The 1,087-nt window shown below is 30.9% G+C and carries 2 protein-coding genes; both read left to right on the top strand.

Annotated elements, in window-relative coordinates; genetic code table 11:
* The first annotated feature begins 358 nt into the window (after window positions 1-358).
* Entirely contained in the window at window positions 359-607 is a 249-nt protein-coding gene (locus HGC4_RS04595) for a hypothetical protein (protein WP_050708952.1), read from the top strand.
* 54 nt (window positions 608-661) lie between these two features.
* Window positions 662-1,066, top strand: a complete 405-nt coding sequence (locus tag HGC4_RS04590) for a hypothetical protein (protein WP_050708951.1) — start codon at window positions 662-664, stop codon at window positions 1,064-1,066.
* The last annotated feature ends 21 nt before the right edge of the window (window positions 1,067-1,087 follow it).

Below are 1,087 nucleotides of genomic sequence, written 5' to 3'. Positions count from 1 at the left end.
GGTTGTCGGGATGACAACCAATTCTTTTTTTATATAGCTAACGCTTTGTTAGATGAAAGAAACCAACAATAAGCGAATTGAAAATAACTCATTTTTTATTATATTCGCATACGAAATAGTATTTTAGAGAAAGTTTGGTAACAGAATGTTATCAAACTTTCTTTCTTAATCCTGAAATTACAATTCCACACACTATGCTGACTAAACTAAAAATACTAGAGCAAATAAATTATACAAATAAAGAACTCGATTATAAGTGGACAGAAAAATGATGATTCGTTTTATACCTCGCATTTTTTTTCATAGAGGGTTTCTAAGGCACACCTTACAAATACGAATTAAAATAACATACAACACTATGCTAACTATACCGAAAATATTAGATACTCCGGAGTTTTACGATGCTCCATTAGATTATACATGGAATGAAAAAGTATCAGACTTTTATTCTGTTGATGCTGAGAAGCCTAAATTAGAAAACACATTAGATAAACTTGATTATAAAGCTGTGTTTGGTATTGCTACAGCATTATGCGAGTGGATATACTGGCGAACTCACAAATATATTAATAAACCAAAAATTCCGTTTGCGTTAGAGGCACATTAGGCAGGACTTATCGATAAACATTATTTTTATAGTTGGAGGTATGATGCACCTTATGTGTCTGATCCGATAAATGGACCAACTTATGCCATGTGGCAAAGTGTACAATACTCCAGATACAACTATATTGATAATGAACATAGTAGTAATGAAGATGTGGTACGACTAGCAATTATAGCACGCCATATTTGCCCTGACAAAAAGCTTTTTGATAATTGGCTGAGACATATTCTCAAAAGATGTATAGAATTATTTCCTTATATAAAACTTTCGAATAAACCTGTTATTCCTCGACAATTCTTCTTTGAAAAGGATTATAATTATCAAAGTGCCGATCATATTAAAATCATTAATGAATTTTTATCATCTCTAAATTATAAAGAGAATGAAACACTTAATTCACCCGAAATCATGAAAGAAGAAGGTTTTCAAGGTACACCTTACAAATACGAACCCCAATAATATAAATAACCATAATATGAT

This window comes from Dysgonomonas sp. HGC4 (assembly GCF_001261715.1).
GTDB lineage: Bacteria > Bacteroidota > Bacteroidia > Bacteroidales > Dysgonomonadaceae > Dysgonomonas_A.
This window is presented reverse-complemented; position numbering and strand designations above follow the sequence as displayed.